Origin of the sequence: Variovorax glacialis (genome assembly GCF_051216375.1) — a bacterium.
Taxonomy (GTDB): Bacteria; Pseudomonadota; Gammaproteobacteria; order Burkholderiales; family Burkholderiaceae_C; genus Variovorax.
Genome location: NZ_JBPJZT010000010.1, coordinates 31490 through 56605 on the forward strand (window position 1 = coordinate 31490; position 25116 = coordinate 56605).

23 protein-coding genes are annotated in these 25116 nt (G+C 67.0%); 11 read left to right on the top strand and 12 right to left on the bottom strand.

Annotated features, from left to right (window positions below):
- Window positions 1–255 precede the first annotated feature (255 nt).
- The gene (locus ACSFBL_RS24285; protein WP_435518374.1) at window positions 256–681 is read left to right on the top strand and encodes a hypothetical protein; all 426 of its coding nucleotides are present in this window, start codon (window positions 256–258) and stop codon (window positions 679–681) included.
- Window positions 682–694: 13 nt separating this feature from the next.
- Here the strand turns inward: ACSFBL_RS24285 and ACSFBL_RS24290 are convergent, their stop codons facing one another.
- Genes ACSFBL_RS24290 through ACSFBL_RS24300 form a run of 3 tightly spaced genes read right to left on the bottom strand, consistent with a single transcriptional unit; the run spans window position 695 to window position 3291 of the window.
- The gene (locus ACSFBL_RS24290; RefSeq protein WP_435518375.1) at window positions 695–1024 is read right to left on the bottom strand and encodes a 4-oxalocrotonate tautomerase; all 330 of its coding nucleotides are present in this window, start codon (window positions 1022–1024) and stop codon (window positions 695–697) included.
- Complete coding sequence (locus ACSFBL_RS24295; RefSeq protein ID WP_435518376.1) at window positions 931–1695, bottom strand: class II aldolase/adducin family protein; 765 nt, start codon at window positions 1693–1695, stop codon at window positions 931–933. The genes ACSFBL_RS24290 and ACSFBL_RS24295 overlap by 94 nt, the downstream gene beginning before the upstream one ends.
- Window positions 1696–1713: 18 nt before the next feature.
- Entirely contained in the window at window positions 1714–3291 is a 1578-nt protein-coding gene (locus ACSFBL_RS24300; protein WP_435518377.1) for an alpha/beta hydrolase family protein, read from the bottom strand.
- A 161-nt stretch (window positions 3292–3452) separates the two neighbouring features.
- Between ACSFBL_RS24300 and ACSFBL_RS24305 the strand changes: the two genes are divergently transcribed.
- Window positions 3453–4382, top strand: coding sequence for a nucleoside hydrolase (locus ACSFBL_RS24305; protein ID WP_435518378.1), 930 nt, complete (start codon window positions 3453–3455; stop codon window positions 4380–4382).
- Here the strand turns inward: ACSFBL_RS24305 and ACSFBL_RS24310 are convergent, their stop codons facing one another.
- From ACSFBL_RS24310 to ACSFBL_RS24335, 6 genes are all read right to left on the bottom strand, one after another.
- Window positions 4383–5078 (bottom strand): phosphoribosyltransferase, encoded by a 696-nt coding sequence (locus ACSFBL_RS24310; protein WP_435518379.1) that lies wholly within the window; start codon window positions 5076–5078, stop codon window positions 4383–4385.
- 7 nt (window positions 5079–5085) lie between these two features.
- Window positions 5086–5919, bottom strand: coding sequence for an ATP-binding cassette domain-containing protein (locus ACSFBL_RS24315; protein ID WP_435518380.1), 834 nt, complete (start codon window positions 5917–5919; stop codon window positions 5086–5088).
- A complete protein-coding gene (locus tag ACSFBL_RS24320) occupies window positions 5916–6932 on the bottom strand; it encodes an ABC transporter ATP-binding protein (RefSeq protein WP_435518381.1) in 1017 nt (338 codons plus the stop codon). Before ACSFBL_RS24320 ends, ACSFBL_RS24315 begins: the two co-directional genes overlap by 4 nt.
- Before the next feature lie 154 nt (window positions 6933–7086).
- The gene (locus ACSFBL_RS24325; RefSeq protein WP_435518382.1) at window positions 7087–7965 is read right to left on the bottom strand and encodes an ABC transporter permease; all 879 of its coding nucleotides are present in this window, start codon (window positions 7963–7965) and stop codon (window positions 7087–7089) included.
- Window positions 7962–8939 (bottom strand): ABC transporter permease, encoded by a 978-nt coding sequence (locus ACSFBL_RS24330; protein ID WP_435518383.1) that lies wholly within the window; start codon window positions 8937–8939, stop codon window positions 7962–7964. The genes ACSFBL_RS24325 and ACSFBL_RS24330 overlap by 4 nt, the downstream gene beginning before the upstream one ends.
- Window positions 8940–8954: 15 nt before the next feature.
- Window positions 8955–10559, bottom strand: a complete 1605-nt coding sequence (locus ACSFBL_RS24335; protein ID WP_435518384.1) for an ABC transporter substrate-binding protein — start codon at window positions 10557–10559, stop codon at window positions 8955–8957.
- Window positions 10560–10676: 117 nt separating this feature from the next.
- Here ACSFBL_RS24335 and ACSFBL_RS24340 point away from each other — a divergent pair, with 117 nt between their 5' ends.
- The 3 genes from ACSFBL_RS24340 to ACSFBL_RS24350 are packed head-to-tail and all read left to right on the top strand — an operon-like array spanning window position 10677 to window position 13421.
- Complete coding sequence (locus tag ACSFBL_RS24340) at window positions 10677–11861, top strand: M20 aminoacylase family protein (RefSeq protein ID WP_435518385.1); 1185 nt, start codon at window positions 10677–10679, stop codon at window positions 11859–11861.
- A gap of 12 nt (window positions 11862–11873) precedes the next feature.
- On the top strand, window positions 11874–12428 hold the full coding sequence (locus ACSFBL_RS24345; protein WP_435518386.1) for a hypothetical protein: 555 nt from the start codon (window positions 11874–11876) through the stop codon (window positions 12426–12428).
- 51 nt (window positions 12429–12479) lie between these two features.
- A complete protein-coding gene (locus ACSFBL_RS24350; RefSeq protein WP_435518387.1) occupies window positions 12480–13421 on the top strand; it encodes an extracellular catalytic domain type 1 short-chain-length polyhydroxyalkanoate depolymerase in 942 nt (313 codons plus the stop codon).
- Window positions 13422–13445: 24 nt separating this feature from the next.
- Here ACSFBL_RS24350 and ACSFBL_RS24355 read toward each other — a convergent pair whose 3' ends face one another.
- The gene (locus ACSFBL_RS24355; RefSeq protein WP_435518388.1) at window positions 13446–15110 is read right to left on the bottom strand and encodes an alpha-amylase family protein; all 1665 of its coding nucleotides are present in this window, start codon (window positions 15108–15110) and stop codon (window positions 13446–13448) included.
- A gap of 53 nt (window positions 15111–15163) precedes the next feature.
- Between ACSFBL_RS24355 and ACSFBL_RS24360 the strand changes: the two genes are divergently transcribed.
- Together ACSFBL_RS24360 and ACSFBL_RS24365 are read left to right on the top strand one after the other, a co-directional pair.
- Window positions 15164–16786, top strand: a complete 1623-nt coding sequence (locus tag ACSFBL_RS24360) for an alpha-amylase family glycosyl hydrolase (RefSeq protein ID WP_435518389.1) — start codon at window positions 15164–15166, stop codon at window positions 16784–16786.
- Between the two features lie 168 nt (window positions 16787–16954).
- Window positions 16955–18169 carry a PKD domain-containing protein gene (locus ACSFBL_RS24365; RefSeq protein WP_435518390.1) on the top strand — a complete coding sequence of 405 codons (1215 nt, stop codon included), beginning with the start codon at window positions 16955–16957 and terminating at the stop codon, window positions 18167–18169.
- Between the two features lie 35 nt (window positions 18170–18204).
- Here the strand turns inward: ACSFBL_RS24365 and ACSFBL_RS24370 are convergent, their stop codons facing one another.
- Entirely contained in the window at window positions 18205–18666 is a 462-nt protein-coding gene (locus ACSFBL_RS24370; protein WP_435518391.1) for a hypothetical protein, read from the bottom strand.
- Between the two features lie 225 nt (window positions 18667–18891).
- On the opposite strand from ACSFBL_RS24370, the gene ACSFBL_RS24375 reads away from it, so the two are divergent.
- The 4 genes from ACSFBL_RS24375 (at window position 18892) to ACSFBL_RS24390 (ending at window position 23320) form a co-directional block, all read left to right on the top strand.
- Window positions 18892–19365, top strand: coding sequence for a (2Fe-2S)-binding protein (locus ACSFBL_RS24375; protein WP_435518392.1), 474 nt, complete (start codon window positions 18892–18894; stop codon window positions 19363–19365).
- Window positions 19362–21542, top strand: coding sequence for a xanthine dehydrogenase family protein molybdopterin-binding subunit (locus tag ACSFBL_RS24380; protein WP_435518393.1), 2181 nt, complete (start codon window positions 19362–19364; stop codon window positions 21540–21542). Before ACSFBL_RS24375 ends, ACSFBL_RS24380 begins: the two co-directional genes overlap by 4 nt.
- Window positions 21539–22897, top strand: a complete 1359-nt coding sequence (locus ACSFBL_RS24385) for a c-type cytochrome (protein WP_435518394.1) — start codon at window positions 21539–21541, stop codon at window positions 22895–22897. Before ACSFBL_RS24380 ends, ACSFBL_RS24385 begins: the two co-directional genes overlap by 4 nt.
- A 111-nt stretch (window positions 22898–23008) precedes the next feature.
- A complete protein-coding gene (locus tag ACSFBL_RS24390) occupies window positions 23009–23320 on the top strand; it encodes a DUF1161 domain-containing protein (protein WP_435518395.1) in 312 nt (103 codons plus the stop codon).
- A 91-nt stretch (window positions 23321–23411) separates the two neighbouring features.
- Here the strand turns inward: ACSFBL_RS24390 and ACSFBL_RS24395 are convergent, their stop codons facing one another.
- Window positions 23412–25109, bottom strand: coding sequence for a glycosyltransferase family 39 protein (locus ACSFBL_RS24395; RefSeq protein WP_435518396.1), 1698 nt, complete (start codon window positions 25107–25109; stop codon window positions 23412–23414).
- Between the last annotated feature and the right edge of the window lie 7 nt (window positions 25110–25116).

Sequence of the window (25116 nt, forward strand, 5' to 3'; positions counted from 1 at the left end):
AGAGTACTTTGCAACTACAGGGGGACGCATCGACGAGCGCGGTCGCACAGTGGCGATTCGATCGGCTCTGGGAGCCCCAGGAACCGCGAGCGCCCCGCGACTAGAGCCAAAGCATTCATCTTGGCGATCGCATCCCAGAAACTTGCGCTGTTACGCAATAACGTGATGCGCGGCTGCGACGATTCTGTTGGCGCTGCGGAAGCCGGACCAGACAATTCAACCTGAATTTCAACCTGGTCCAAGGAGACCGACAACATGGACGACCCCTTGCCCGTTCACATCCATGACCTCTTGCTGCTCGCAGCTTCGGCATGGGAAGGGAACCATCGCGCGCCCGGCGAACTGCGCGAGGCCGGTCGCCAGATCCTCGTGGAGGGCGGCCCCAAGGCCTTGGCGGAGACCGCGTTGCTGGCGTTGCACTGCCAATCGAAGATGGATGGCTCGATGAAGCGCTCGATGGGCGTGCTGCGCGGCCGCAACCTCGTCGCGTTCATGGCGAGTTGCTGGAACGACTTGCCGTCCTGGAAGATGAACCACGATCCCGCGCTGCAGCCGCTGAAGGCCGCGGCGCCCGAAGCCGCACAACTGGTGCGTCTCATGCGCCAGCTGCAGGCATTCGCGACGCCGGACCATTTCGACGGCAATCCAGTGCACAGCAACTACGCTTCCGCGCGTCTCTAGCGGGCCCCTTCCTTCAGCCGACCGGTGGCGGCGCGGGCTCGCTCCAGAGCTTGCCGCCGGTTGCCCAGTCATGCTTCGCGATGTCGTAGAACAGGATGTCGACGGCTTCGGGCGATCCGCCCAATGTGCGTACGGTGGCCTCGGTCAGGGCCTGCGCAAGCGCACGCTTCTGCTCGATGGTGCGACCCTCGAAGAGTTCGACGCGGATGGTGGGCATGTGAGTTCCTCGGATGAAAAAAAGTCGATCGATCAGTCCCGGTAGCCGGGCGCGGCACGGTCCAGTCGCCGCAGCAAGGCCGGCCATTCCACATCGCCGTCCCATTCGCTGCCGTCGCCGACCCATTCGCCATAAGTGCGTGCGGCGAGCTCGTCGCTGACCACATGCACCGCGCCGCCGGTGGCCGCCATGGCACGCAGTTGCGCCTGCGCAGCGCGCTCGAGCAGGTGCATCAGCATCCACGCCTCGGCCACGGTGCGACCGACGACCAGCGTGCCGTGGTTGTCGAGGATCAGGCCGTCGAGCGTGCCGAGGTCCGCAACGAGCCGTTGCTGCTCGTCAGGGCCGAGCGCCAGCCCCTCGTAGGCGTGGCGACCCAGCCGCCGGTGAAGCCGCATCGCGTACTGGGAAGTCGGCTGCAGGCCGTCCGGCAGCATGGACAAGGCCACGCCCCAGGGCGTGTGCAGGTGGATCACGCATTCGACCTCGGGTCGCGCGGCGTGCACCGCACCGTGGATCGCGAAGCCGCTCGGATTCACGCGGGCGCCGGACCCGTCGACCACCTCGCCGCGCACGTCGACCTTCACCAGGCTTGATGCGGTGATCTCGTCGAAGGTCGCGCCGAAAGGGTTCAGCAGGTAGTGCCCCGGCTCGCCGGGGACGCTGGCCGACAGGTGGGTGTAGACCGTGTCGTCCCAGCCGTTCTGCGCGGCCATGCGGTAGGCCGCCGCGAGGTCGATGCGGACCTGCTGCTCGGTGCGTGGCGGTCGTTGTTCGTTGCTGCGTTGCGGGGCCATGCCCGCAACTCTAGCGCGTCAGCCGCCGGTGTTCAGCACGCCTTCGAAGAACACCCGCACCGATTGCATGCAGTACGCCGGCACCAGTTGCGCGTGGTAGGCAAAGGCCACGGCCTGGTCCTTGGCGTCGTCGGTGCCAGCCGCGTCGGCCCGCTTCTGCGCCTTGGCCTGCGCGAAGTTGGCGCGTGCGAGCGAATAGGCATCGCTCACGCCCGTCGCTTCCAGGTCGACCACGCCGAGCGACGAAGCGGGCATGCCCCGCGCGCGGAAATAGCCGGCGGTCGCAAGGCTGCTGGTGAAGTTGACCGTCGGGTCCTGCGCGCCGCCGCACATCAGCACAGGCCGCGTCGGCAGCCAGTTGCGCAGGTCGTTGGCGACCGCTGCCTTGCGCAGGCCGGTCGTGGGTGCGCAGTCGAGCGGCGACGTCGTGCTGAGTGATGCCGACGTTGCCGGCAGCGCGTTGCCGGGGCAGGGGCTGGCCTTCACGTCGTTGGACCAGGTCGTGAGGTAGCTCTGGCGCACCAAATTGTTCGGACCGTAGTTGATGGCGAGGCTGGGGTTGAGTGGCCCGGGCGTGGCATTCGTCGGGAAGAAGGCGTACTGCGGCAGCTTGCCCGACGAGTACAGCTCGCTCTGCGACAGGAAGCTCGGCAGCAGCGTGTCGATGCCGGTCGCGTACTTGTCCTCGTAGATCTCGTTCGTGGTCGTGTAGATGTTGCCGAACTGCTTCTGCCAACTGGTCGTGATCAGCGGGAAGAACACGGTGCTGCTGAGCTCGGGCGAGCCGGATCCGGAATAGTCGATCAGCAGGCTGACCGCCGTGGGCGCCGACATCGGGGCCGACGCGGTCACGGTCATGCCCGTCGCCTGCAACTCGCGATGCGCCGCCAGTGCCGCAAAGCCGCCCTCGGAATAGCCGGTGACCAGCAATGAGCCCCCGTCCGTCGCCGAGAGGGCAGGCAGCGTCGAACGCGCGGCCTTGAGTGCGTCGACCATTTCCTTGCCTTGCTGGTCGGCATTCAGGAAGGGGTGATAGGGCAGCGTGGACTTGTCGTAGCCCCCGTAGTTGGGCGCCACCACGATGTACCCCTGCGCCGCGAACATGGCCGCCACCACCACAGCCTCCGCCGCGGCCGGCTGGTTGGTGTTGGTCAGGTTGGAGAAGTCGTAGTTGAGCTCGGTCGCGGTCCCGTGCCCGTACAGCACCACGGGTCGCGGCCCGTTGCATCCGGGATCGGTGCCGGCGGGCAGCATGATCGCGGCGCTGGCCGGCACGGACTCGCCCTGCCCGCCGACGGTCTGGAACTGCAGGTAGCGCACGTCGATGCCGCACTTGGGCACGCCGGCGGCACGCTGGAGCGCCTTGCCGGTGGAGTCGGCGTCCAGCAGGGTGTTGAATTCATCGGCCGACAGGCGGACGACGCGGTCCGGCGTGGGCGTGAGCGCGGTGCCGCGCGCCGGGGCTGCGACGCTGCCGGCAAGGGCCAGGGCCGTCGCGTTGCTGTTGCCGCTTCCTCCGCCGCCGCAACCCGACAGCATGAACAGCGATGAAACGGCGAGGCTCGATGCGAGCAAGCAGACGGCGGGGCGGGTCATGGTCGAGAATCTCCGATGGCAGGGATGGAAGTCGCGGGAAGGATGCCCGCAACCACTCTCGCCGCCGTGCCAGTGATCGCCGATTCCTCTTGAAGCGCCCGGCCTACAGGCACGCCCATGCCGGGACAATCTGCACAGGCATCCTCAACCCATACCCACACATGAACAGCATCTGGATCGACACCGACATGGGCTTCGACGACCTCGCGGCCGTGCTGACAGTCACGCACACGCCGCCCTGGCGCGTCGACGGGATGTCGCTGGTCGCGGGCAATGCCCCGCTCGACGTGGTCGTCGACAACGCATTGCGCTCGGCCGCTTTCTTCGACTGGGACTTTCCGATCCACGCGGGCAGCGACAAGCCGATCGCCAGCGCCCTGGTCACGGCGCAGAACATCCTGGGTACGGATGCGATGGCCTCGGCGGGTCGCAGCCTTCCCAAGACACGCGCAGCATTGGCATCGGCCGATGCGGCGGCTGCGCTCGTCGACCATCTCTCTGCCCGCGAGCGGGTCACGGTGCTCGCACTGGGACCGCTCACCAACATCGCCATCGTGCTGCAGGCCGGCCCCGACCTCGCGGGGCGCATCGGCCAGCTCGTGTGGATGGGCGGCAGCGCGGGACCGGGCAATCACACGGCCGCGGCGGAATTCAATGCCGCGGTCGATCCCGAGGCGATCAACGTCGTGCTCGATGCCGGCGTGGCGATCCGCATGGTCGGCCTCGACGCCTGCCGGCAGGTGCGCGTCCACGCGAGCGATGCCGAGGGACTTCGCGCAATTGGCACCGACAAGGCGGACGTGCTGGCCGACCTTCTGCTCGGCTATGTGCGCATCGCGAGCCCGGACGGCTCGCTGCCGATGTCGCTGTACGACCCGACTGCCGCGGCCGCACTGGTGGCGCCCGAGGGCATGCGCTTCAGGCCGGCGCATGTGGTGGCCGAATGCAGGGGCGAACACACGCGCGGCATGACGGTGGTCGAATGGCGGGTGCCGAAACGCGCCGAGGCCAACGCCGAAGTGGCCGCCTTGGCCGACGAGGCCCTGCTGCGGCGCGTGGTGCTCGACGCACTCGCGCGCGCCGCGGGCTGATCAGTCGCGCAGCACCCAGCCTTCGGGCACGGCCTTCAGCAACGGACTTTCGAATACACCGACGACCCGTGCGGCGCGTTCGGCGCCCAGCAGATCGACCCAGCGGCGTCCCTGCAGCATGGCCACGCCGCAGGCCACCACGTTGCCGCCGAGCGATTCGATCAGGTCCCAGGCCGCGCGCAGCGTGGTGCCCGTGCTGATCGCATCGTCGACCAGCACGAGCCGCTGGCCGTCGAGCAGCGGGCGCAGGTTCGGGTCGAGGTAGATGCGCTTGCCCGGCGCCGGCGAGGTGATCGAATGCACCGGCGCGGAGAGCGCCTCCTCGTACCAGAACTTGCGTGAATAGCCCATCGGCACGAAGCGGGCGTGGCCCAGTCCACGCGCGACCACGGGCGCCAGCGCGAGCCCCAGCGTAGGCAATCCGATGACGAGGTCGGGCGCCTCGGCGGCCAGACGCTCCGCCAGCATCGCCCCCAGCGTATCGACCACGTCCAGCGAGGCATGATTGACCAGCAGCGAAGCCACGGCATGCGATGGTTCGCTCGCCAGTTGACGTATCGGCAGCATGAGCACGCGACCGTCGGGCAGGCGGGCCGGGTAGCCGAACTGCCAGGGCGCTCCCGGCCGCTCGACGGCATCCGCCGCGACGATGCGTTGCCAGTGGTCGGTGGTGGCTTCGGTGAAATGACGGGTCATCGCGGAGTCACTGCGCTTCGAGTTGGCGTGATGGATCGGGAACGGGCGTGGCCGCCAGCAGCCTCTGGGTGTAGGGATCGCGCGGGTCGTTCAGCACTGCATCCGCATCGCCGCTTTCGACCACGCGGCCCTGGTGCATCACCATCACGCGATCGGCCATGGCCCGCACCACGCCCAGGTCGTGCGTGATGAACAGGTAGGAGAGCTTTCTCTGCCGCTGAAGATCGAACATCAGCTTGAGAATCTGCGCGCGCACCGAGACGTCGAGTGCGGATACCGGCTCGTCGGCGACGATCAGCGCAGGGTTCGACGCCAGCGCGCGCGCAATGCCCACGCGCTGGCGCTGGCCGCCGGAGAGTTCGTGCGGCAGCCGGTCGCGAAAGTGCGCGGCCGGCAGTCCCACCTGGTCGAGCAGCGCATCGACCTCGGTCGCCGCCGCACGTCGGTCGAGTCCACGGTGGTACGTCAAAGGAAGCGCCACGCTCTGGCCGATGGTGCGGCGCGGGTTCAGCGAACCGCCGGTGTCCTGGAACACCACCTGCACCTCGCGCCTGAAACTGCGGGCCGCCTCGCCGGACCGCGTCGCGATGTCCACGCCCTTGTAGAGGATGGTGCCTTCGCTCGGCGCCGTGAGCCCCAGCAGCATGCGGCCGAGCGTGGTCTTGCCGCTGCCGCTTTCGCCGACCAGCGCCAGCACCTCGCCGGCACCGATCGACAGGGAGACGCGATCCACCGCGCGCTGCATCTGCCGGGCGCGGAACAAACCGCCGCTCGCGCGCACGGGGAAGAGACGGCTCAGGTCGCGGGCCTCCAGTAGCGGTGCCGACGTGGTCGTGTTCATGATGGCATCGCCTCGTGACGCCGCCACGCATCGGCGGACACCGCCTCGTCGCTCAGATGGCAGCGGTCGGCGCCGGTGCCGTGTGCGCGCAGTGCCGGTGCGCTGCTGTCGCAGAGGCCGCCGCGGGCGATCGGGCAGCGTGGATGAAAGCGGCAGCCCTCCGGCCAGTGGCCGGCGATCGGCACGCTGCCCGGAATCGAGAACAGCGAATGCGCCCGCGACTGCGGACTCAGGATGCTCCCCAGCAGCCCCTGCGTGTACGGGTGGCGCGGCGCGGCGAAGAGCGGCGCCACCGCGTTCGATTCGACCACCTGGCCCGCATACATCACGTTGACGCGCTGGCAGGTCTCGGCCACCACCGCGAGGTCGTGGGTGATCAGGAGGATGCCGAGATCGAGTTCCTTGCGAAGCCGCGTCAGCAGCCGCAGGATGCCCGCCTGCACGGTCACGTCGAGGGCCGTCGTCGGCTCGTCGGCGATCAGCAGCGCGGGCCGCATCGCGAGTGCGGTCGCGATGAGGATGCGCTGGCGCATACCGCCGGAAAGCTCGTGCGGATACTGGCGTGCGACCCGCGCGGCGTTGGGCAATTCCATCATGTCGAGCAGTTCGAGCACGCGCGCCTGGAGCCCTTCGGCACGCCCGTGCGCGCGCAGCGGCTCGGCGATCTGCCGGCCCACCGGCATCAGCGGATCGAGGTAGCTGGTCGGGTCCTGAAAAACCATGCCCACGCGCGCGCCGCGCACCGCGCGCAGATCTGCTGGCGCCAACTGCGCCAGGTCGCGGCCTTCGAGGAGGATCTGCCCGGCGGCCACGTTCGCCAGCGGCGACGGGAAGAGATTCATGACCGCGAAGGCCGTCATCGACTTGCCCGACCCCGATTCGCCGACAAGCCCCACCGCTTCGCCGCGGCGCACCGTGAGCGCAAGTTCGTTCACCACTCGAAGCGCATTCGCGCCCTGGCGGATGTCGACCGACAGGCCGCGCAGTTCAAGCAAGACACCGGCATCGCTCATCTCCGTACCTCCGATCGCGCCACTACAGCCAGCAGCAAGAAGCCAATGCAGCCCCACTCCAGGGATACCGCGGAACCGGCTTCGCCGGGCCGCCGGTATCGCCCCCGGCAGGGGGTGGAGAGCGACACGAAGTGCGCGAGCCTGGGGGCGAGCATCATTTCCTGGGGTTGAGTGCGTCGTTCAGCGCATCACCGAGAACATTGAACGACAGCACCGTGAGCGCGATCGCGAGCCCCGGGAATGCCGACATCCACCAGGCGCTGCGCAGGTACTGCTGTGCGTCGTTGAGCATGGCGCCCCACGACACGTGATTGGGGTCGCCGAGCCCGAAGAAGCTCAGGCTGGCCTCGATCAGGATCGCCATCGCGATGTCGAGCGACCCGAGCACGATGATCGGCGCCGCGACGTTGGGCAGGATCTCCCGCACGATGATCGCGCCGTGGCCCATGCCCGCCACGCGCGCCGCATCGACGAACTGCGATTGCGCGAGCGTGGCAACCGAGGCCCGCACCACGCGCGCGAGCTGCGGCCACGAGAGCGCCGCGATCACCACGATCATCTTGAACACGCTGGCGCCGAACACAGCGATCACGATCAGCGCGACCACGAAGCGCGGCAGCGTCTGGAAGAACTCGGCGATGCGCATCAACAGCGTGTCGAGCCAGCCGTCGAAGTAGCCCGACAGCGCGCCCACGATCACACCGACGATGACCGCGCACAGCGCGCTCAGGACGCCGACAGTGAGCGAAATGCGCGTGCCGAAGATGACGCGCGCCCAGATGTCGCGGCCGAGGTCGTCGGTGCCCAGCCAGTGGCCGGGCGAAAGCGGTTCGAGCAAGGCGCTGTCGCCGCCGCCGAGCGGGTCGTAGGCGGTGACCCACGGTGCGCAGATTGCCATAGCGAAGAGCAGCACGAGGAAGGCCAGCGCGAGCAGTGTCGTCGGGCGCCGCAGCAGGCGTCGCCGGAAGCCGGCCTTGCGGAAGGGCGTGCCCACCGGCGGGACTGCGACAGGGGTCAGTGTCGCTTCCGTCATGCGCGTTCGATCCGCGGATCGATCAGTCGGTGGATGATGTCGGTGACCAGGTTCGCGACCACCACCGTGACGGACACCATCAGCAGGATGGCCAGCATCACCGGGTAGTCGCGCTTGGAGATCGACTCGTAGAGCAGCCGCCCGATGCCGGGCCATGCGAACACCGCCTCGATCAGCGCCGAGCCGGCCAGCACGAAGCCGACGTTGTAGCCGATGACGGTAAGCACCGGCGCCGCGGCATTGCGCAGCGCGTGGACCACGATGACTGTCCACTCCGACGCACCGCGCGATCGCGAAGCCAGGATGAAGTCCGCGTGCATCACCTCCAGCATCGCCGCGCGCGTGATGCGCGTGATCAGCGTGAGATAGCGCAGCGACAGCGCGAAGGCCGGCAACACCAGGTAGGAGAGGTGCTGCACGAAGCCGTCGAAGCCGGGGAGCGTGCCCCGCACGGGGTTGTTGCCTTGCGAGGGTAGCCATCCGAGCCAGATGGCGAAGACGAGGATCAGCAACTGGCCGAGCCAGAAGTCCGGAATCGAATAGCCCGCCGACGAGGCGCCCTGGATCGCCGAGTCGACCAGGCCGCGACCCGTGCGCGAGGCCGAACGCGCCGCCACGACGCCAAACACGATGCCCACCACGCTGGCGAAGGCGAGCGCGCTCAGCGTGAGTTCCAGCGTGGCGCCCAGCCTTTCGAGGATCAGCGTCGCGACCGGCTGCTGGTTGGCGAACGAATAGCCGAAGTCGCCCTGCACCACCTTGCCCAGATAGCGCAGCAGCTGAATCCAGACCGGCTGGTCGAGCCCGAACTCGCGGCGCATCTGGTCGAGGTATTCGGGCGGTGCCGGAAAGTCGCCCACCAGCAGCGTGATCGGGTCGCCCGGCGTGAAGGCGATCAGCAGGAAGTTGAGCACCACCACCGCGAGCAGCAGCGGGATGGCGTGCAGCAGGCGCCGCAGGATGAAAGAAGACATCGAATGAGCGAATGCCTAGTCGATACGCTTGACGCCGGCCCACTGATCGCGCGCGTCCAGCGCCGGGAAAACACCCGTGAGCTTCTTGCTCGCCGTATCGACCGTCTCTTCATCGAACAGGACCAGCGTCGGCAGGTCCTCGTTGAGGATCACCTGCAGTTCCTTGTAGAGCTTGGCGCGAAGGTCGCGATCAGTGGCTGTTGCGGCGCGGCTCAGCAGGTCGTCGACCTTCGGGTTCGAATAGCCGCTGGCATTGGTGTTCGGCGCGGTGCCGGCATAGGTGTTGTACAGGCGCGTGTACCCGATGGCCGGATCGCCCGCCGAGAAGTACGAGCCCAGCATCATGTCGTAGTCGCGCTTGGCGAACACGCGCTCGTAGTACACCGAGCGCTCCAGCGGTTCCAGCTTCACTTCGAGGCCGATCTGCCGGAGGTTGTCCTGGATGATCTGCGACTGCGCGCGCATCTGGGCGCGGCTTGCGTCGAAGGGCATGCGCACCGTCGTGCCGCCGGGCTTTGCGCCGGCCTTTTCGAAAAGCGCTTTCGCGCGCGCCGGATCGAGCGGGTACTTCTTCGCGTAGCCCACGTCGTCGTCGAGCAGCCACTTGAAGCCGTCGCCGAAGGCACCCGCGCCCGGCCGTGCGATGCCGTTCATGGCCTGCTTGACGAGCCGTTGACGGTCGATCGCCAGGGCCGCCGCATGGCGCGCTTCCAGCTTCGAGAACAGCGGCGACTGCGTGTTGAACATCAGGAAGTAGACCGCCGGGATGTTCACGCCGCGGCGCGGCGCCAGGTTCTTGTCGGCGAGGATGCGCGGGACTTCGGGCTTTGGCGTGTAGAAGTCGAGCAGTTCGTCGATCTCGCCGGTCTGCAAGGCAGGCACGCGGTTGGCCGCCTGCGGAATCACCTGGAAGATGATCGATTCGAGATAGGGCTTGTCACCGTCCCAGTACTGGTCGTTGCGCACGAGCTTGATGCTGGCCCCGCGCTTCCATTCGCCGAACTTGAAGGGACCGGTGCCCACCGGCTTCTGGTTGGCCGGGTTGGTGCCGATGTTGCTGCCTTCGTAGAGGTGGCGCGGCAGCATCGGTGCGTCGAACACCGTCATCTGCGAAAGAAAGGGCGCGTAGGGCTTCTGCAGGCGGATCACCACGGTCAGGGGGTCGGGCGTGTCGACCTCGATGCCGAGGGTCTTGAACACCGGCGCCGCGCGCGGATGCAGCTTGCCCACGACTTCGGTCAACGTGAACTTGACGTCGGCGCTCGTGAAGTCCTTGCCGTCATGCCACTTCACACCCTTGCGCAGGGTGAAGCGGTAGGTCTTGCCGTCGGGCGAGATCGTCCACGCGGTGGCAAGGGAGGGCTTGGGGTTGTATTGCGGGTCGAGCCACACCAGGCCTTCCAGGATCTTGGCCGAGACGTCGCCGGCAGCGAAGTCGGTGGTCGTGCCGAGGTTGAGCGTCGGCGGGTCGGCGTCGATGGCGAGCACAGCGGTGCCCTTCCCCGTCGCCGCGCGGCCATGGCGCGTGGCGGCGAGGCCGCCAGCCGCGGCAAGCGCGGCGAGGGTCAGCTGGCGTCGGGTCAGGGAGGGGGGCGTAAGGTGCTGGAAGTGGTGGGTCATCGTCGGAAGTAAGGCCTGCAGGGGCAGCCGCTCCTAAAAGCAATATCGAGGCCATCGCGGCAGTTCCCATTATTGGCGTGGAAAATGCGCACCCATTGCGTTGAAAGCGGCCCCTCGATGATTTCAGTTCCCATTCACCCCGGCATCCGGGCTTCAACCGAGGAGATGGTCGGCTTGCGCCGGCAAATCCACGCCAATCCGGAGCTCGGCTACGAGGAGTTCCAGACCAGCGACCTCGTGGCCGAGCGCCTGGCCCGATGGGGCTACACGGTCCATCGCGGGCTGGGCGGCACCGGCGTGGTCGGCACGCTCAAGGTCGGCGATGGCGGCAGGCGCCTGGGACTGCGCGCCGACATGGATGCGCTGCCGATGACCGAGACCACCGGTCTCTCCTGGGCCAGCCGCAAGCCCGGCGCCATGCATGCCTGCGGGCACGACGGTCACACGGCCACGCTGCTTGCCGCGGCGCAGTTGCTCGCGGCTACGAAGTCCTTCGACGGCACGCTCAACGTCATCTTCCAGCCGGCCGAGGAAGGCCTGATGGGTGCGAAGAAGATGGTCGACGACGGCCTGTTCGAGCGCTTTCCGTGCGATGCGGTCTATGCGTATCACAACGAGCCCGGCTTTCCGGCGGGGCAGTTCGGCTTCCTGCCGGGCGTGATCTACAGCTCGTCGGACACCGCCGTCATCACCATCGAAGGCAAGGGCGGTCACGGCGCGATGCCGCACACCACGGTCGATCCGATCATGGTCGCGGCGCACCTGATCCTTGCGCTGCAGACGCTGGTCTCGCGCGAGGTCGACCCCAACGACATGGCGGTCGTCACGGTGGGCGCGATGAGCGCAGGCAAGGCGCCCAACGTGATTCCCACCAGTGCCGAACTCAAGCTGTCCATCCGCGCGCGAAAGCCGGAAGTGCGCGCATTCCTGCGCGATCGCATCATCGCCATGGCCCAGGGCCAGGCTGCGGTCCACGGCGCCAGCGCGACGGTGGACTACCAGTGGAAGATGCCGCCCTGCGTGAACGACGAGGCCGCCACCGCCTTCGCGCGCCGGGTGGCCATCGAGGCGATGGGGGAAAAGGCGCTGATCCCCGACATGGCGCCGCTGCAGGCCAGCGACGACTTCGCCTTCATGCTGAACGCGGTGCCGGGCAGCTACTTCATCGTCGGCAATGGCGACGGCAAGCCGGGAGGCGGTCCGGGCTGCATGGTGCACAACACCGGCTACGACTTCAACGACGAGATCCTTCCCGGCACGGCGAGCTACTGGGTTGCGCTCGTGCAGGCCTACCTGCGCTGAGAGGGGGAACTCATGACCGAACCCACACTGCAGAGCGACGAATACGCATCGCTTCACGAGGAAGCGACACGATGCATGGCGGAACTCGCCCTGCTGGAGCGCTGGTGCGTCGTCGGCGCTACCGCCGTGCTGGCCTGGCTGGCGACCCATGCGGAGATGCTGGTGGGCTATGCCGGGCTCGCGTGGCTGCTGCCCGTCGCGATCGCCGCGTACGGGAGCCTGAAAGGGCTGGCGATCCGCAGGCACATCGCGGTGCTCGGGGTCTACCTCAAGGAACTGGAGGGCCAGCCGGCAGGCGGACAGTGGCGGAAGCACTTCGGACGCCGTTGGGCAGCGCGCCGATGGCCCTCCGTGATGGCGTGGCTCCTGTTCGTGGCCATGACGGTGGCGGGCAGCGCGCTGGGATTCGTGCAGTTCCGCTCGGAATGCCCCGGCCCCCTGCTGAACGCCTGCGCGCAGGACGACAGCGATGACGGCCCGGATCGCGAGGAAGGCCTGAAGCAGGGAACGGCCCTGCGGACGGGCCTTCGCCCGTCCGCATTGCCGGCATCAATGCCTACTTCGTAGCAGGCCCTCGACTCACGGGCCTGTGCCGCCGGGGGCACGCAAAGTGCATGCATGCAAAGCAGCCTCACGACATTCAATCCCTTTCTCTCCTGGCTGGAGATGGCCTCGGCCGCAAGCGCCTCATTCTTCCCGTCGAGTTCTCCAGGCCCGTCGACAGCGCCCTGCGCGCCGATGACGGAAATTCATGCCGGCCACAGCCTGTATGTGCCGGCGACCGCGCCGCGTCGTGGCGCGCCGCTGCTCGTGATGCTCCACGGGGCGGGGCAGGATCCGGCCGACTTCGCCGCAGGCACTGCGATGAACTCGGTGGCCGAGCGCCACGGCTTCATCGTGCTGTATCCCGGACAACCCACCAGTGCCAACGCACACCGGTGCTGGAACTGGTTCGAACGGGCGCACCACACGCGCCACCAGGGCGACCCGGCACGCATCGCTTCACTCACGCTGCAGATCGCACGCGAGCACCGCGTCGATCCCGACCGCATTTACATCGCCGGCCTGTCCGCCGGCGGTTCGATGGCCGCCCTGCTGGGCGATCTCTTCCCGGAAATCTATGCGGCCGTGGGCGTGCATTCCGGCCTCGCGGCGCGTGCCGGGGTCGACCTGACCTCTGGGCTTGCCGCGCTGCGTGGCGCTCCGCGCGAAGCGAGCGAGCCGCGTGAAATGCCGACGATCGTCTTCCACGGAGACAAGGATTCCGTCGTGCATGCCATCAACGGGACCCATGTCATCGAGGCATCGTTCGGTATCGACTGCGCCTTCGAATCGTTCGAGCAGACCGGGCCCGATGGCCGGCGCTTTACGCGCCGCAACTACGTTTCCGATGGTTCCGGCATCCGCGGCGAACACTGGACGCTGCACGACGCGTCGCACGCGTGGTCGGGCGGAAGCCTGGCCGGATCCTTTGCCGACCCTCTGGGGCCGGATGCCAGCGAGGAGATGCTGCGCTTCTTCGAGACGCAACGGCGCGACCCGTCGAGAGCACTCGCATAGAGCGAGCCTCCCGATTCGCGTCCTTCATGTGTCGCTGCGCTTGAGCAGATAGTCGAGTCCGCCGACACGGAACCAGCGGTAGCCGTACGGCTCCAGCAGGATGCAATGCCGACCATCGGTGCCCGCCGTGCTGTGGTCCTCGGAAAGCAGGTTCGTCAATTGATCCCCGCCCGCACCGATGGCACTTGCAACGAGTTCGATCTCCTGTGGGTCCGCCAGCAGGTTGTGCACGAAGAGCACGGAGTTGTTGCGCCACTCATAGCGCATTGCCAGCACGGACGCCTGCGCGAGTGGCAGCACCTTGAACTCGCCCCAGCTGACTTCGGGAATCTCCTGGCGCATGCGCAGCGCGCGCTCCGTCCAGTTGAGCAGCGAATCCGGATCGCGCCGCTGGGCCGCCACGTTGACGTGCTCAAACCCGTACGCACCGCCGGATATGACCGGCCGCACCGGCGTTTCGGCTGCCGTGAACCCGGCGTGCGGTTCGGTCGACCATTGCATCGGTGTGCGGGCGCAGTTGCGCTCGGGCAGCGACAGGTCATCGCCCATGCCGATCTCGTCGCCATATCGCAGCACCGGCGTTCCGGGCAATGTCAGCAGCAGGCTGTAGGCCAGTTCGAGCCGGCGACGGTCGCTGCCGAGCATCGGTGCGAGCCGGCGGCGGATGCCGCGGTCATAGAGCTGCATGTCCTTGCTCGGCGCGAACGCTGCGAAGACCCGGGCGCGCTGCGCGACCGTCAGGCGGCCCAGGTCGAGTTCGTCGTGGTTGCGCAGGAACACGCCCCATTGCGAGGTGGCGGGCCGCGAGCGCGTGTCTTCCAGCGCCTTGGCCAGCGTGCGGCCGTCGCCGCTCGCGAGCGCGTAGAACAGGTGCTGGTTCACATGGAAGTTGAACATCATGTGGATGCGCTCTCCCGCGCCGCCGAAGTACTGCATGTTGGTCCGGGGCTCCACGTTGGCTTCGCCGAGGATGATGGCCTCGCCCTGGCGCCATTGCAGCAGCTCGCGAAACTCGCGCAGCATGTCGTATTGCGGCTTGGGCCGGGTGACGTCCGCTCCCTTCGTGGAGATCACGAAAGGCACGGCGTCCATGCGAAACCCGGAAACGCCGAGCTGTGTCCAGAAGCCCATGATCTTCAGGATCTCGGCCTGCACGCGCGGGTGGCTGGTGTTCAGGTCGGGCTGGAAGTCGTAGAAGCGATGGAAGTACCAGCGCCTCGCCACCTTGTCGAAGGTCCAGGTCGACTTCTGGACACCCGGGAAGACCATCCCCTCGTCCGCATTGGCCGGCTTCTTGTCGGCCCAGACGTACCAGTCGCGATAAGGCGAGTCGCGGTCCCGTCGGGCGGCCTGGAACCAGGGATGCTGGTCGGACGTGTGGTTGACGACCAGGTCGATCAGCACGCGCATGCCGCGCTGCTGGGCCGCATGCGTGAACTCGACGAAGTCGCCCAGGGTGCCGTAGCGCGTATCGACGTTGTAGTAGTCCGAGACGTCGTAGCCATCGTCGCGGCCGGGCGAGGTCTGGAATGGCATCAGCCACAACGTCGTGATGCCGAGGCCGTGCAGGTAGTCGAGCCTTCGCGTCAAGCCTTCGAAGTCACCGCACCCGTCGCCGTTGGAGTCCATGAAGGTCTCCACGGACAGGCAATACACGACGGCGTTCTTGTACCAGAGGTCTTTGATCATTCACTGCGCTTTCATGGTGACAATGGACGCGCGCCCTAACCGAAAGAAACAGCATGTCGTCCGACGCCTGGTGGAGAAACGGAATCGTCTATCAGGTCTACCCGCGTTCGTTCCAGGACAGCAACGGCGACGGCATCGGCGACCTCGACGGCATACGCGCACGGCTCGACCATCTCGTCTCCCTCGGCGTCGATGCCGTGTGGATCTCGCCGGTTTATCCCTCGCCGATGGCGGATTTCGGGTACGACATTTCCGATTTTTGTGACATCGATCCGCGCTTCGGCACGCTGGATGGCTTCGATGCGCTGGTCAGCGATGCCCATTCGCGAGGGCTCAAGGTCATCCTGGACTTCGTGCCGAACCACACCTCCGACCGGCATCCGTGGTTCGTGCAGAGCCGCAGCGCGCGCAGCGACCCGCGGCGCGACTGGTACCTGTGGCGCGATCCGGCGCCCGATGGTGGCCCGCCCAACAACTGGCTGAGCAACTTCGGCGGCCCGGCCTGGACCCTCGATCCGGCGACCGGCCAGTACTACTGCCATTCGTTCCTGAAGGAGCAACCGGACCTGAACTGGCGCAACCCGGAAGTGCGCGTTGCGATGTATGAAGCGCTGCGCTTCTGGCTTCGGCGCGGCGTCGACGGTTTCCGCGTCGACGTGCTCTATCACCTCATCAAGGACGCGCAGTTTCGCGACAACCCGCCGAATCCGGCTTTCGTCGAAGGCCAGGACCCGGCGCACCGCTGGCTGCCGCTCTACACCACGGACCGGCCGGAGATGCAGCCCATCGTGGCCGAGATGCGTCGCGTGGTCGATGCGTTCAGCGATGCCCGGTCCTCGCGCGTGCTGATCGGGGAGCTCTACCTGCCGCTCTCGCGCCTGGTCGCCTACTACGGCCTCAACGCCGAGGGCGTGCTCGAAGGGGTGCAATTGCCCTTCAACTTCCAGCTGATCGCGGCCGAATGGCACCCTCACGCCATCGGGCGCCTGGTGCGCGACTACGAAGCCGCCCTGCCCGCCGGCGCCGCGCCGAACTGGGTGCTGGGCAATCACGACAAGCCGCGCATTGCGAGCCGCGTCGGGCCGCAGATGGCAAGGCTCGCGGCCATGCTGCTGCTCACCCTGCGCGGCACGCCGACGCTCTACTACGGGGACGAGATCGGCATGACGGACGTCCCGATCGCCCCCGATGAAGTGCAAGACCCGTTCGAGAAGAACCAGCCCGGCAAGGGCCTGGGTCGCGATCCGCAGCGAACGCCCATGCAGTGGAGCGCCGAGGCCAACGCCGGTTTCACGACAGGCGTCCCGTGGCTGCGCCTCGCGGACGACTGGCGCCTGCGCAACGTGGAAGCGCAGACTCACGACGCTGGGTCGATGCTGGAACTCTACCGGCGCCTCATTGCGCTGCGGCGCGCGGAGCCGGCGCTGAACGCGGGGAGCTACGAAGCGCTGGAAATCGAAGGCGACGTTCTCGCCTATGCGCGAAACAGCGAGGGAAGGCGGCTGGTCGTCCTGCTGAACTTCGGAAGCGGCCCGGCGACGTTGCCGCAGGCGTTGATTCCCGGCCAGGCGATCGTGCTGGCATCGACGGCTCCCGCGCGCGCCGAATCCATCCAGGGGCCCCTGATGCTGGGGCCTTACGAGGGTGTCGTCATTGGCGCCAGGAGCGCGTCTTGAGCGAGGTATCGGCTCACTTATCGGCAAAGTGCGGTTGCTGTCGCGGCTCCGCCGCTTTCGATGACAGTCTGATGAACTAAGTCACGATCGGAGGCTTGTGTCGAGCAAGCAAACGGAGGCGTTTCATTACAATGAATACTTTTTGAAACATCCTCCTTCGCGACTCCAATGAGCCAGCCGTTCCGTCCCAGCCCGACCTCCCTGACCGCCACCCTCGCCGCCACCGCGGCAGCCTTCGCCCTCGCCGGATGCGGCGGCGGAGGTTCCGGTTCCGCTTTCCTTCCCGCTCCGGCAGCCGCCACCGCAACGCAGACGCAAGTGCCGTCACCCGGCCCGGTCGCTCAGTCGCAAGTCCCCGCACCCGTCGTGTCGACGAGCGAGAACAAAGCGCCTGTGAGCAATGCAGGCTCCGCCCAGAGCACGATCACGGGCAAGCTTTTCAAGCTCGATGGCAGCGGCAGCACGGACGCCGACAGCGATGCCCTCACCTACCAATGGACCCTGGCGACGAAGCCGGCCACCAGCTCGGCCACGCTGGCTTCCCCCAACGTGGCGAAGCCGGAGTTCACTGCGGACGTGCCCGGAACCTATGTCTTCAGCCTCGTCGTGAACGATGGCAAGGCGGACAGCGCGCCGTCGAGCGTGACGGTGACCGTGGCGCTCGCCACCTGGCGAGATGCGGACTGCGCCGCCGACGGCACGAAACTCCCGGCCTGCGCGATGGACTTCTCGGACAACCGTGCATCGGTCGCGGTCGTCCAGGAAAGCAACGCCAATGCGCTCCTGCTCGAGACGCTCGCGAGCACGGTGCCCGCGGCGCAGAAGAGCTTTCACACGGGCATCACCGGCAACCGGGCCATCCTGGGAACGGAAATCCTGCACGGCGTGAAGCTGTCGGAGTTCGCCGGATTCAGCTTCAAGTCGAAGGACGACGGCACGGGTGGCGCGACTGGCGCCGGCCTTCCGTACGTCACCTATTCCATCAGCAAGCAATGCGATGGCACCGGCTGGGCCAACCTGATCACCAACCTGAACGACATGAGCCCCACGGGTCCCGATGCGGATGGCTACTACACCTACACCGCCGACATTTCGGCGGGCAGCAGGGCCTGGAAGTCGTCGAACTTCAACAACCCGATCTACGCCGCCGACGGCAAGACGGTCGTGCTGATGCCGAACAAGACGGCGACCGGCGACTCGCTGCAGGCGCTGATCCAGGCCTACCCGAACGCGTGCATCTACAACTGGCCGAATCCGGATGCGCAGGTGCCTCTTGCTACCAACACGCCAGCGGTGATGCTCATGCTGGGCAGCAGCGGGAACCTCACTGCCAAGAAGGCCTGGTTCAAGGACATCAGGATCGGCGACAAGGTCGTCTACTGATCCTTGACGGAAAGGCGCGCGCTGGCGTTCGATCCCTACCTTGCCCATCGAGCAGAAGATGCATGCGCCGTTGCCACGGGCCTCTCGTGCGACAGCGCGAAGGAGCCGCTGTCTTCCGCGTACGCCTCGCCGAGCGTGCCGTCCCTCTCCGCAGTCGCAAGGGCGGCTCTCACCTCCGAGCGCGGCGTGCGCAGCATCTGGTGACGCGACAGGTAGACCGAGCCGCTGTCGCCGCGGATCAGGACGGTCAGCGTCCCCGCCTTGATCGACTCGCCCAGTTCACGCTTCACCTCATCGCGGGATTCCGTTGACTGGAAGTGCGACGCGAGGTACGCCGAGCCGCTGTCTTCGCCGAGCAGCACGCCGGGTTGACCGTCGCCTTGCGTCGCGCTTCGTTGCGCGTTCACTTCCGCACGCGTGAGCTGGGCCGACGCAGCGGTTGCGGATACCGCGAACAGTGCTGCAAGCAGCATGGGGACTGCGTTCGATGACTTCATCATGGGTTCCTGTGTGTGTGTCGGCCTGCCCCGAGGCGTCTTGCCGGAGCGTACGAGCGCTGCGCAGCGCTCACATCCGACCGGTAGCAGGGCGTCCGATGCGCACAAAGTCATAGAGGCACTGCGCGTCGGACTTTGGCACGAGTCGCACGTCCATCGCCGGCCGGATGGCACTGCACGGGCCCCGTCCTAAGCTCCGGGCCACTCACCCGAGCGAGGCCCCTCATGGCTGACAGAAGCCTGCGTATCAATGGCGAAACGAGGACCGTCGATGTTCCCGACGATGTCCCTCTGTTGTGGGTTCTGCGCGATGTGCTCGGCATGAACGGCACGAAGTTCGGGTGCGGCATCGCCCAATGCGGTGCGTGCACGGTCCACCTCGAAGGCCGTGCCGTGCGCTCCTGCCAGCTGCGCATCGGCTCGATCGGCGACCGGGCCGTCACGACGATCGAGGCAGTGGGGCGGAGCGAGGTCGGCGCCAGGATTCAACGCGCATGGCTCGACCTGGAGGTCGTGCAGTGCGGCTACTGCCAATCGGGCCAGATCATGTCCGCGACCGCCCTGCTGGCGACGACGCCGCATCCGGACGACGCGGACATCGACGCCGCCATGGCCGGAAACATTTGTCGTTGCGGCACCTACGTGCGCATTCGCGAAGCGATCAAGCAGGCGGCTTCGGACCCAAGGGCACCATCGTGAAGGCCGAGGTCGACGGTGCCGCGAAGCTCTCCCGCCGTGCGCTGCTGAAAGGTGCTTCCGCCGGCGGCTTCGTGCTCGCCTTCTACCTGCCGACGCTCGCCGCAAACGAAGCGGCGCAGCCGGACGACGACATCCGGGGGAAGTTCGCGCCCAACGCCTTCATCCGGATCGACCGCGCGGGCACGGTGACGCTCGTGATGCCGCAGGTCGAGATGGGACAAGGCGTCTATACCTCGATCGCGATGCTGCTCGCGGAAGAACTCGACGCGGACTTCTCGCGCGTGCTGCTCGAACACGCGCCGCCCGACCAGAAGCGCTATGCGAACCCGATCCTCGGTATTCAGATCACGGGAAACTCCTGCTCGGTCCGCGCCTTCTGGCGGCCGCTTCGCACTGCCGGTGCGACGGCGAGAGACGCGCTCGTCCAAGCCGCCGCCGCACGATGGAACACGAGTTCCGCCGAATGCACGACCTCGAAGGGCGAGGTAATGCATGCCGCGAGCGGACGCCGCCTGGGCTATGGCGAGCTGGCCGAGGCGGCTGCCGCCTTTCCGCCCGCGAAGAACGTCGTGCTCAAGGACCCCGCGCAGTTCGAGCTGATCGGCCAACCCGTCAAACGCCTGGACACGCCCGACAAGGTCACTGGCAAGACGGTCTATGGCATCGACGTGATGCTGCCGGGCATGAAGTTCGCCACGGTGATGCAGAGCCCGGTCCTCGGGGGCAAGGTCCGCCATGTCGACGAAGGCCCGGCATTGCGCGTTCCCGGCGTCCGCAAGGTCGTCGTGCTGGACGACGTGGTGGCGGTCGTCGGCGACTACATGTGGGCCGCGAAGAAGGGGCTGGAGTCGCTGGCGATCGAATGGGACGACGGCCCGAACGGCCAGGTCTCCTCCCGGCAGATGTGGGAGGAACTCCGTCTCGCCAGCACAAAGGACGGCATCGTCGCCAGGACCGTCGGCGATGTGCAGAAAGGCTTGTCGACGGGCGAGCGCATCGAGGCGGCCTACGAGCTTCCGCTGCTCGCGCACGCGCCGATGGAGCCGATCAACTGCACTGTCCACCTCCAGGCGGGCGAATGCCGGATCTGGATCGGAACGCAGGTCATGGGACAGGTCCGGCAAGGCGTGGCCGATCTGCTCGGGATGCCGCCGGAGAAAGTCGTGGTTCGCAACCATCTGCTCGGCGGCGGCTTCGGGCGGCGGCTGGAAGTCGACATGGCGCTCGTCGCTGTGCGCGTGGCGCAGCAGCTGGACGACACGCCCGTGAAGGTCGTGTGGACCCGCGAGGAGGATGTGCGGCACGACATCTTCCGCCCCATGTACCGCGACGTCATCGCGGCAACGCTGTCGAACGGCAGGATCGACAGCTTCAAGTACAAGATCTGCGGCTCGGCGGTGATCGCGCGCAGGCTCCCGTCGCAATACAGGAACGGCATCGACAGGGACGCCGTGGACAGTGCGGTGGACATGCCCTACGACATTCCGAACTTCCAGGTGGAATTCGTGAGGGCAGAACCCAAGGCCGTCCGCACCGGCTTCTGGCGCGGTGTCGGCGCGAACAACAACGTCTTCGCGATCGAGTGCTTCGTGGACGAGCTCGCGAAGAAGGCTAGCATGGACCCGATCGCGTTCCGCCGCGGCATGCTGGGCAAGACACCGCGCCTGCGCGCGGCGCTCGACCTGGTCGCGGCGAGATCCGGATGGGGCGAGCCGCTCGCGAAGCGCGTCGGTCGCGGTGTCTGCGTGCAGCCGTCCTTCGGGAGCTTGATCGCGACGGTGATCGAAGTCGAGGTCGACGGACAGGGCGAGGTCGACGTGCGTCGCGTGACCTCGGTCGTCGATACCGGCATCGCCGTGCACCCGGACCAGGTCGTGGCGCAAATACAGGGCGGGCTGATCTTCGGCCTGACGGCGGCGCTCTACGGCGAGATCACCCTCGCGAAGGGCCGCGTCGCGCAATCCAACTTCAACGACTACCGCATGCTGCGCATCGACCAGGCGCCGAAGATCGACGTGCTCGTCGTGAAGAGCGACGCGGCACCCGGAGGCATCGGCGAGACCGGCACCACCGCATCGGCGCCGGCACTGCGCAATGCCATCTTCGCGGCGACCGGCGTCGCGCTGCGCAGCATGCCCGTCGATCGCAAGCTGCTTTCGGTCGGCAGGTCGACATGAGCGCGCGACCCCGTCGCTCGCTTGCGCGCGGTGCCGCTCGTCGGACGGTCATCGGCATTTCCGTCGTGCTGGCCGTCATCGCGCTCGGGTGGCTGCTGGGCCAGCCCGGGCCCATGGACTTCGCGGGCGGCAATCGTGTGGCCGTCGCGGACTATGCCGGTGCCGATCCGACTGGCGTGCCGGCCGCGATGGCGCAGGCGGACGTGGTGCAGCGCGGCGAATACCTTGCGCGCGCCGCCGACTGCGTGGTTTGCCATACGGCGCACGACGGTCCGGCCTTCGCGGGCGGGCTCGCGTTCAACTTGCCCTTCGGCACCCTGTATTCCACCAACATCACGCCGGACGAGAAGACGGGCATCGGTGGCTACTCGGACGAACAGTTTCTCGCTGCAGTGCGCCGCGGCATCCGGAAGGACGGCACGCGGCTCTATCCGGCCATGCCGTTCACGTCCTACGCCTACATGACCGATGCCGACGTCCTCGCCATCAAGGCCTACCTTTTTTCACTGAAGCCGGTCGTGGCGACCGCGCTCGACAACACGCTGGGCTTTCCGTTCGACCAGCGCTGGACGCTGGGTGCCTGGGCGCTGGTGTTCAGCACCGGCAAGCACTTCGAAGCCCGCGTCTCGCGCAGCGACGAATGGAACCGGGGGGCCTATCTCGCGGAGGCACTGGCCCATTGCGGCGAGTGCCACACGCCGCGCAACGTGGCCTTTGCGCTCAACAACCGGTTGAAGTTCGGCGGTACCCTGGTTTCGGGATGGAAAGCCTACAACGTGAGCCCCGATCGCGGGACCGGCATCGGCACCTGGCGCGGCGAAGAGCTGGTGTCGTATCTCTCCAGCGGGCACGCGCCCGGCCGCGGCAGCGCTGCCGGCCCCATGGCCGAGGCCGTCGACGACAGCTTCAGCCATCTTTCGCCCGGCGACATCCAGGCCCTCGTCGTCTACCTCCGCAGCGTGCCGGTGGTGGTCGACCCTGGCGCGCGGCCCGCGGTCACGAAGGTCGCCCCGGAATCGCACAAGGAGGGCAACCCGCTGGCCAACGTGCGCGGCAAGGCACTGTTCGCCGAAGCCTGCGCGAGCTGCCACGGCTGGAGCGGCATCGGCACGCTCTCGCCGAATGCGACGTTGACCGGTGCGAGGTCCGTGAACGATCCGAAGGCAACCAACGTCGCACAGGTCGTGCTGACCGGCGTCCACCGGACCTCGCCGGCGGACGCGGCGTCGATGCCGTCCTTCGGCAACAGCTTCACGGATGCCGAGATCGCCGCCGTGTCGAACTTCGTCACGGCGCGATTCGGCGGCAGCGCCTCGTCCCTGAAGGCGGAGGACGTGGCCGCACTGCGGCACTGAACCGCTACCGCAGCACGAGCCACCGTTCGCAAGCCCGAAGCGGCATCGCTACACTGCCTGTCCCGGCCTAGCGCCCTCCTTCGAGGCAAGCATCCGATGCCGAAGCCATCCTTGCTCTCTGTCGTCCTGCTGGCCTTCACGGGCTCCGTGAGCGCTGCCAGCAACTGCGACGAAGTCCTCGCCCAGATCGACGCGAAGATTCGCGATGCGGGCGTGATGCGTTTCACGCTCACCACCGTGGCAGCCGATGCAACGGTCAGCGGCAAGGTCGTCGGCACCTGCGAACGTGGCAGCAGGAAGATCGTCTACGAAGTAGAGGCTCCGTCTTCCAACGCATCCCCCGCACCCCGGCGCAGCAACGACGGCATCCTGACCGAATGCAAGGACGGTTCGGTATCGGTCGGCGGGGACTGCCGGAAGTGAGCGCCGATCTGGCAGCGGCCTGGAGAGCCCTGATTCGACGGCACGCACCGTTGGTCATCTATCCGTGCTTGCCGGCGTGCGGGCCATCGCTTCACTTTTTCGAAACGACCACGCGTCGTGAATCCTTGTAGATCACCCGCATCGGAAGCCCACGCTGGCTCAGCGCGTCGCGCGTACCGAAGTCCATGTAGGCAACCGCCTGAGGAAGGGTCTGCCAACGGGCGACGAACTCGTCGAGCGAGGCGATCGAGCGGCTCGGCTCCAGCACCTGCCCCATGGCGAATTCGTCTTGGTAGTCCACGAGCGTGACTTCACGACGCAGATAGAAGGGCATCGTCTGGTCGTACGCGCGGACCGCGAAGACCGGCGCGCCGGATTGCAGGATCGGCTCCAGCGCCGAGGCGAAAGGCGCTGCGCTCTTGAGTTGTCCGAAGGGATCATGGGCCGCCATCACCATGGCCATGGCAGTGACATGGCCGAGCGCGAGTGTCGCGATCGCCAGCGTCACCTCGTCCCGCCGCAGCAGCCACCAGACAAAGACCGCGAAGCACAGGAAGGTCAGCGCCCCCCAGCGAAGCCCGGCGCCCAACTGCCCGAACACTTCGGCCGGCGCCGTCTGGGACGCGATCCATGCGGTCTGGGTCGAGGCGACGAAGACAAGCACCCAGATCAACACCGGCACCACCAGGTGCAGTCGCAGCGCATGCAGACTCGCCTGCCGCAGACGAAGCGCGACCAGCAGCGCCAGCACGGGGAACACCGGCAGGATGTAGGACGGCAGTTTCGATCCGCTGACGCTGAAGAACAGCAGGACGAAGAGCGCGTAGACGAACAGCATGTCCACCCGCGGCTGCGTATTCGAAGGCCCGGAAGCCGCTTGCCGCGGCCACAGCCACGGCAGCGCGCTGGTCCATGGAAGCATCCCGCCCAGGAGCAGGGGCAGGTAGTACCACCACGCGCCTTCGCGTTTGTGCACATTCGTCAGGTAACGGGCGAAATGCTCGTGAATGAAGAAGAACTGCGCGAACTCCGGATTGCGCGAGGAGACCAGTACGAACCACGGCGCTGCGAGCAGCAGGAAGATCAGCAGGCCCGATGCCCAATGCATCCCTCGCCACAGACTGAAGTCCCGGCGCCAGAGACACGTCAGGAACAGCGTGACGCCGGGTATCAGGATGCCGACCAGCCCCTTGCTGAGCACCGCGCCGGCCATTGCGGCCCACGCGAGCCAGATCCAGCGCCTGCGTTCAGAAGCCGTGGAGGGAGTTTGCTCCGCGATCAGCACTGCACACATTGCGATGGTGAGGAACAGCGTCAGGCTGGCATCGAGGGTCAGAAAATGGGCGTTGCCAAACACCCAGGTCATCGACGACACGACGGCCAGACTGCGGATGCCGGTCTCGCGTCCCCACAGGCGCCAGGCCGTTCCGCCGACCACCAGCGCAGTCAGGAAGCCGGCCAGCGCAGGCCACAAGCGGGCCGCGAAGACATTCAGGCCGAACAAATGCAGGAACAGGGCGCTGATCCAGTATTGCAGCGGTGGCTTCTCGAAATAGAGCACGCCGTTCAATCGCGGCGTGATCCAGTCGCCGCTGCGCAGCATCTCCCAGGCAATGCTGGCATAGCGGCCCTCGTCGGGACTGATCAGTGAACGCGTGCCCAGCGAACCAAACCAGACGACGGCCAACAGGGCCAGCAGTACAGCCAGCGCGACCGGCACAGCCGGCACGGCAGGAACGGCAGGGTGCAATGGCCGCGCCCGGCCGGCGAAATCTTGAACTTGATCCATTGATGAT